Origin of the sequence: Kitasatospora putterlickiae, from assembly GCF_039527695.1 — a bacterium.
Taxonomy (GTDB): Bacteria; Actinomycetota; Actinomycetes; order Streptomycetales; family Streptomycetaceae; genus Kitasatospora; species Kitasatospora putterlickiae.
In genome coordinates this window covers 7,884-13,249 of sequence record NZ_BAAAKJ010000107.1, presented here as the reverse complement: position 1 = coordinate 13,249, position 5,366 = coordinate 7,884, and the positions used below count along the sequence as shown (strand labels likewise).

5 protein-coding genes are annotated in these 5,366 nt (G+C 69.3%); 2 read left to right on the top strand and 3 right to left on the bottom strand.

The annotated features are described in order from the left end of the window. The 3 genes from ABD308_RS11345 to ABD308_RS11335 all read right to left on the bottom strand — a co-directional run. Nucleotides 1-2,132: hypothetical protein (locus tag ABD308_RS11345; protein ID WP_344331858.1), on the bottom strand; the 2,132-nt coding region annotated here is incomplete at its 3' end. A gap of 385 nt (nucleotides 2,133-2,517) precedes the next feature. Then, on the bottom strand, nucleotides 2,518-2,751 hold the full coding sequence (locus tag ABD308_RS11340; RefSeq protein WP_344331857.1) for a DUF397 domain-containing protein: 234 nt from the start codon (nucleotides 2,749-2,751) through the stop codon (nucleotides 2,518-2,520). Then, on the bottom strand, nucleotides 2,748-3,608 hold the full coding sequence (locus ABD308_RS11335; protein WP_344331854.1) for a helix-turn-helix domain-containing protein: 861 nt from the start codon (nucleotides 3,606-3,608) through the stop codon (nucleotides 2,748-2,750). The genes ABD308_RS11340 and ABD308_RS11335 overlap by 4 nt, the downstream gene beginning before the upstream one ends. Nucleotides 3,609-3,778: 170 nt before the next feature. Here ABD308_RS11335 and ABD308_RS11330 point away from each other — a divergent pair, with 170 nt between their 5' ends. Together ABD308_RS11330 and ABD308_RS11325 are read left to right on the top strand one after the other, a co-directional pair. Continuing rightward, a complete protein-coding gene (locus ABD308_RS11330; protein WP_344331852.1) occupies nucleotides 3,779-4,207 on the top strand; it encodes an ATP-binding protein in 429 nt (142 codons plus the stop codon). A gap of 91 nt (nucleotides 4,208-4,298) precedes the next feature. Next, nucleotides 4,299-5,108 (top strand): alpha/beta fold hydrolase, encoded by an 810-nt coding sequence (locus ABD308_RS11325; protein WP_344331850.1) that lies wholly within the window; start codon nucleotides 4,299-4,301, stop codon nucleotides 5,106-5,108. The last annotated feature ends 258 nt before the right edge of the window (nucleotides 5,109-5,366 follow it).

The window sequence follows — 5,366 nt, the reverse complement described above, 5'->3', positions numbered from 1 at the left end:
GGGACGGTGGTGCGGCCGGGGACCTTGTCGGTCGAGGGCCGGCCGACGGCGGACCGGGTGTCCAACAGCCGATCCGGGCTCACGGGGGTGTAGGTGGTGCCCTGCGCGGGGGCGGTCACGGAGACGAAGTGCAGGTTCTGCAACCGGTCGCTGAAGACCAGGCCGCTGCCGAAGCGGTCGACGCTCCACTTGTCGCCGTAGGCGGGCATGGCCCTGACGGTGCTGGTCACCGGGGTGCCGGTGTGGAAGTCCACCACCGTGCCGAACTCGCCGCGGTACGCGTAGAACAGGAATCCGTCGCCGATCGCGGAGGCGAGCGGCGGGACCTCGATGGCACTGCCGGTGGCCGGGCGCAGTAGGCCGGCGGACTGGCCGCAGCTCCAGTACAGCCAGCCGCGGGAGGACAGGAGGCTGGTGATGGTGCAGGCCTTGCCGGTCTTCAGGGTCCGGGTCTGCTGGGTGTCCAGATCCAGGGCGGTGATCTCACCCGCGCTTCCGGGCGAGTAGAGGGTGCCTTCGTCGAGCGTCGCGGTGACGCTGTTCACGGTCGCCATCACCTGGCCGGCCCGGGGGGCGTCGATCCCGATGACCGACATCGAACGGTTTTGCGGGGTCGACTGGTCGAGCAGGACCAAGCCGCCAGAGGCTTCCGCGACCCGATGCGCCGCAGCGCCGGGGTACAGGAAGACGAGCCGGGCGTCCCGTCCTTGATGCACCACCAGGCCGGTTCGGCCGACGTGGACGGTTCGGCCGTCACCGGTGCCGGTCAGGTCGTCGCACATGGAAGCGCCGCAGTTGAGGGTCGGGTCCAGGGATTGTTCGGCGCCAAGGGACACCGGGGCCGTGATCGCGGGTGCGGCGCCGGGGGTGAATCGGCGCTCCTGGAACTCCGCGCCGACGAAGCTCTCGTTTTCGGCGGAGGTCAGGACGTTCGCGGACAGGCTGAGGCGTTGCAGGGTGTAGGCGTTCGGCTCGACCCGGTAGCCGGTCGTGACGACTGTCGGCAGGTTGCTGCCCGTGGTGGTGATGCGCTGTGCCTGCCAACTGCTGGAGGTATCGCCGCCCTCGGCCAGGACGCCTCCCTCTGGTGTCGGGACCAGGATGGGAGCGGCGTGCGGCAGCAGTGCTACAGGGGTGCCACCGGCGATCGGGCGGGCCATCAGCGGTGCCTGGTCGGGGGTGGGGCTTCCATGAGAGGCGGGGCCGTTGACGCTGAGCAGCCAGTCCCCGGTGAGGCCGATCGCCTGGGGCTGGTTGGCCGGGCCGAACGGCACGACCGTCTCGGCGGCGGAGAGGTCGGCACGGGACAGGACGTGCACGTTGCAGTCGGCGCCCATCCAGGCGACCCTGTCGGGGCTGATCGCCTCCAGGCCGGGGCACCAGAACTCCGTTTTGTCCGCCGAGGTCACCGGCGGGGAGATTCGCAGGGCGCCGGTGCCGGTGTCGGCCAGGGCGATCCGGTACGTGCCGGCTGCGTCCTTGAAGCCGAACATGGCCTCCTTCGCATCACCGCCGAGGAGACGTATCCGTGCCGGGACGACTTGGTCGGGAAAGCCGGTGACCGGGATGCTGACAGTGCCGCCGGCGGCGTCCGCCCGAAGGAAGGTCAAAGGAGCGACGCGTTGGCTCGGGTCGGTGGGGGAGGTCTGCTCGTGGGTTTCGACAAGGACAGCGTCTCCGTACACACCCCCCAGCCAGGTGGTGACCGGCGTGGTCAGAGTCACCGAGGTACCGTCGGCCATGTTCTGAAGCTTCCAGGACGTGCCGCCGCTGTTCGGGTCGGCGGCGACGGTGTAGTCGCCGGTCGCGCCGAACTGCGCGGGAGTTCGCGCCCAGTCCTCGTAGAAGTAGGCTCCGTCGACGGTGGAGGTGGTGCCGGTCTCGTACGAGGTCCAGGCCATCTTGTTGTCACGGACGCCGTGCAGGAAGCCCTTGGGGCCGGCAGCGAGCAGCTTCTCCACGCGCGGCTGGGGCAACGGCCGCCCCGATACAACGGTTTCGGGCAGGAACCCCGGCTCGGCCGCCGGGACGGCCGGGGTGGCGGCGACTGCGGGGAGCGGGGCGGCAAGGGCGAGAGCGGAGGCCAGCAACGGCATCACCAACAGCCGGGCCGGACGGAATCTGCGGTACACGGTGGTGGATGTCCCTCCCTGGACGCGGCGGGCCCGGTTGGTCGACACCTCCGGGAACCTTCGGCTCGACGAAGTGTTGGAAGGACGCGCCCGCAGAGCTTCACATCATGAAGATCACATGAGTTGGTGGAGGCTATCACCACGCATAGACCGCCATCGAACGGCTTTTGACCACCCTGCCCAGCCGCCATCCAACCCTCCTCCGGGCTGAGTAGGCGAAGCAGGCTGCTCGGAGCAGCGGCACCGACAGCAGCTCGGCTTCATGCCCGTCGACCGGCTCGACCGACCACTTCACGGGTCCGCCTCCACGTCGGCGGCTTCCCCCCCCACGTGCGGGATCTTTCCAAGGCGAAGGCCCTGCCCGGGTGGGCAGGGCCTTCGCGGGTCAGGCGGTGAAGTTGGGGGAGTGGGATTCGATGGCCTTGACGAAGGCGGCCCATTCGGCGTGGTCGAAGGCGAGGTGGGGCCGGTTGGGGTTCTTGTCGTCGCCGAGCCAGACGTCGCCGTTGGGGAAGCGGGCGATGATCACGCAATCGCCGTTGCCTTCGGCGGAGAACGGGGACTTGGTCCAGGCGGCGTCGGCGGGGTTGTGTACGTAGGGGTCGTGCTTCTGGCTCACGTCAGCTCTTCCAGCTTGCGTTCGAGGGCGGCGATGGTGTCTTCCGGCGACAACGCGAACTGCTCGACGCGCACGAAGGTCCTCTCGGCCCGCTTGACGTCGCGTCCCGTTCTCCTGGGGAGCATACCGCCGATGGCTTCCACGAAGACGAAGCCGTCGGAATGGTCGTCAGGGAAGTGCATCAGGGTGATTCCCGAGGCCAGAACGCCTGGCCGTCCTGCGCTCAGCGGCACCATGCGCAAGGTCACGTTCGGGTAGTTGGCGACCTTGATCGCATGCCGGATCTGGTCGGCCAGAACCGCTTGATCGCCCGCGATGAGCAGGGCGACCTCGCCGAAGTAGGCCTTGAAGTCGAGCCTCGGATCCTCGGTCAGCCTCCGTTGGCGGAGGACGCGGACCTCGGCTCCGGCCTCGACAAGCTCGTCGTTGGGTGCATCGACGCCCGCCGCGATCATCTCGCGCGCGTAGCCCTCGGTCTGGACGAGACCGGGGAACGCGGATGGGAAGTAGTTCTGTATGTGCGATGCGTCGGCTTCCAGCGCCAGGTACTCGGCAAAGGCCGGCGTGATGGTCTCCGCGTAGTCCAGGTCGCGCCACCACTGCTTGGGTGGGCCGTCGCCGAGCAGACTCTCAAGATCCTCACGATCCTGACCCGTGACTCCGGCATGGTCGAGCAGCTTGGTGAGGTCAGCGCGGGTGATCTGTTGCTGCGCTCGTTCGATTCTGCTCAGCCGACCGGGGCTCCAACCCTTGAGGCCGTCCGTCATGTCGACAAGGGTCCTGTTGTTCTCCAGCCGCCAGGCGCGCAGCTCATCGCCGAGACGGATCTGCCTGATCGCCGACAGTTGCTTGCTCAAGTGGCGCCCCTCCCTTCGGGTATGGGTGTCCAGTCTCACCAGATCGAGGCCGCGCACTCAAGTCCGATTCAAGATCAATTAATTTCTTCGAGCAATGCTGTTGCAGTTTCGATTTCGGGTGACCCACACTCAACGTGACCGAACGGACACGATCCTGAAGGGGCCCCGCCATGTCCACTCTCCGCAGACCCGTTCTCCGCACCTGGGAGACCTCCCTCACCGACCACGACTCCTCGGTGCGGACCGCTCGCCGTCACATCCGTGACCAGCTCACCGCCTGGGGGTGGTCGGGGGACCGGGTCGACGACCTCGTCCTCATCGCCTCCGAGCTGGTCACCAACGCCGTCGTCCACGCCTGCCAGGGGTGCGGCGAAGTCCGGCTCTACCTCCAGGAGTTCGACGGTGACTGCCGGCTCGAAGTCTGGGACCCGCGCTACGACCTCCCGCTCCAGGAGCGCCGGCCGCGCCGCTTCCACGAGGGCGGTCGCGGCATCGACCTGGTCCGCCAACTCGCCTTGGACTTCGGCGTCATCACCCGCAGGGGTGCCGGGAAACGGGTGTGGGTGCGAGTGCTGCTCGACAGCCGATGCCCTCCGTGACCGCCGCCGTTCATCCGACCGGTGTGACGGGGGTGTGTCACGCTGGTGGGTGGGGCGTTGCCGGTGCACGGCCGAGGTCGGGAGGCTCGCGATGGCCGAGATCATGGTGAACGGGGTGTCGCTGTACTACGAGACCCGGGGCGCCGGGCCGGGGCTCGTACTGGTGCACGGGTCGTGGACGGACGCCGACAGCTGGTCGCGCGTCCTGCCGGGCCTCGCCGAGGAGACCACGGCCGTCGCGTACGACCGCCGGGGGCACAGCCGCAGCGACGACCTGCTCACCCAGGGGTCCGTCTACGAGGACGCCGCCGACCTCGCCGCCCTGATCGTGGGCCTGGGCCTCGCGCCGGCCTATGTCTGCGGTGACGCCTACGGAGGCCTGATCGCCCTCCGCCTCGCCGCCGCCCGCCCGGACCTGCTACGCGGCGTGGCCGTTCACGAACCGCCCGCGACCGGGACCCTGCTCGCCGACCCGGAGCTCCGCCCCCTCGGCGTGGCCTTCGCCGAACGGATCTCGGCCGTCCGCGAACTCCTCGAAGAGGCCGAGTCGGCCGCGGCGGCCGAGCGCTACGTCGACACCATCGCCTTCGGCCCGGGGGCGTGGGAACAGCTCCCCGCGCCGGTCCGCCACACCTACATCCGCAACGCGCCGACCTACCTCGACGAACTGCGCGATCCAGACGCCCTGGACCTCGACCTCACCGCCCTCAACCGCTTCACCGAACGCGTCCTCCTCACCCAGAGCGACGACAGCGAGCCGATGTACGGCGAAATCCTCGACCTGATCGACCTCTCCCTCCCCAAGCCCGAACGCCACGTCTACCCCCACGCCGGTCACGCTCCGCATCTGTCCGAGCCCGAGCAATGGGTCCGCACCACCCTCCCCCGCGCCCTGGGGTGACCCCCAAAACGGGGGCGCGCATCACTCGGCCGCGCGCCCCCGCCGCTGCGGGCGCTCGGCTCACCTGGGTGTGGCCGCAGGCGCCGGCGTTGGTGGGGGGCGGTGGTCAGGGCTGGGCGGATGGGGAGAGGGCGGCGGTGATGACGCGGTTGAGTGAGCGGTCGAAGACGGTGTCGGGGTCGCCGGAGGGTGTTCCGGTGGTGGCGAAGGCGGCGGCCAGGTGGGGGTATTCGCCGCCGGCGGCGGCGCGGCTGAGGT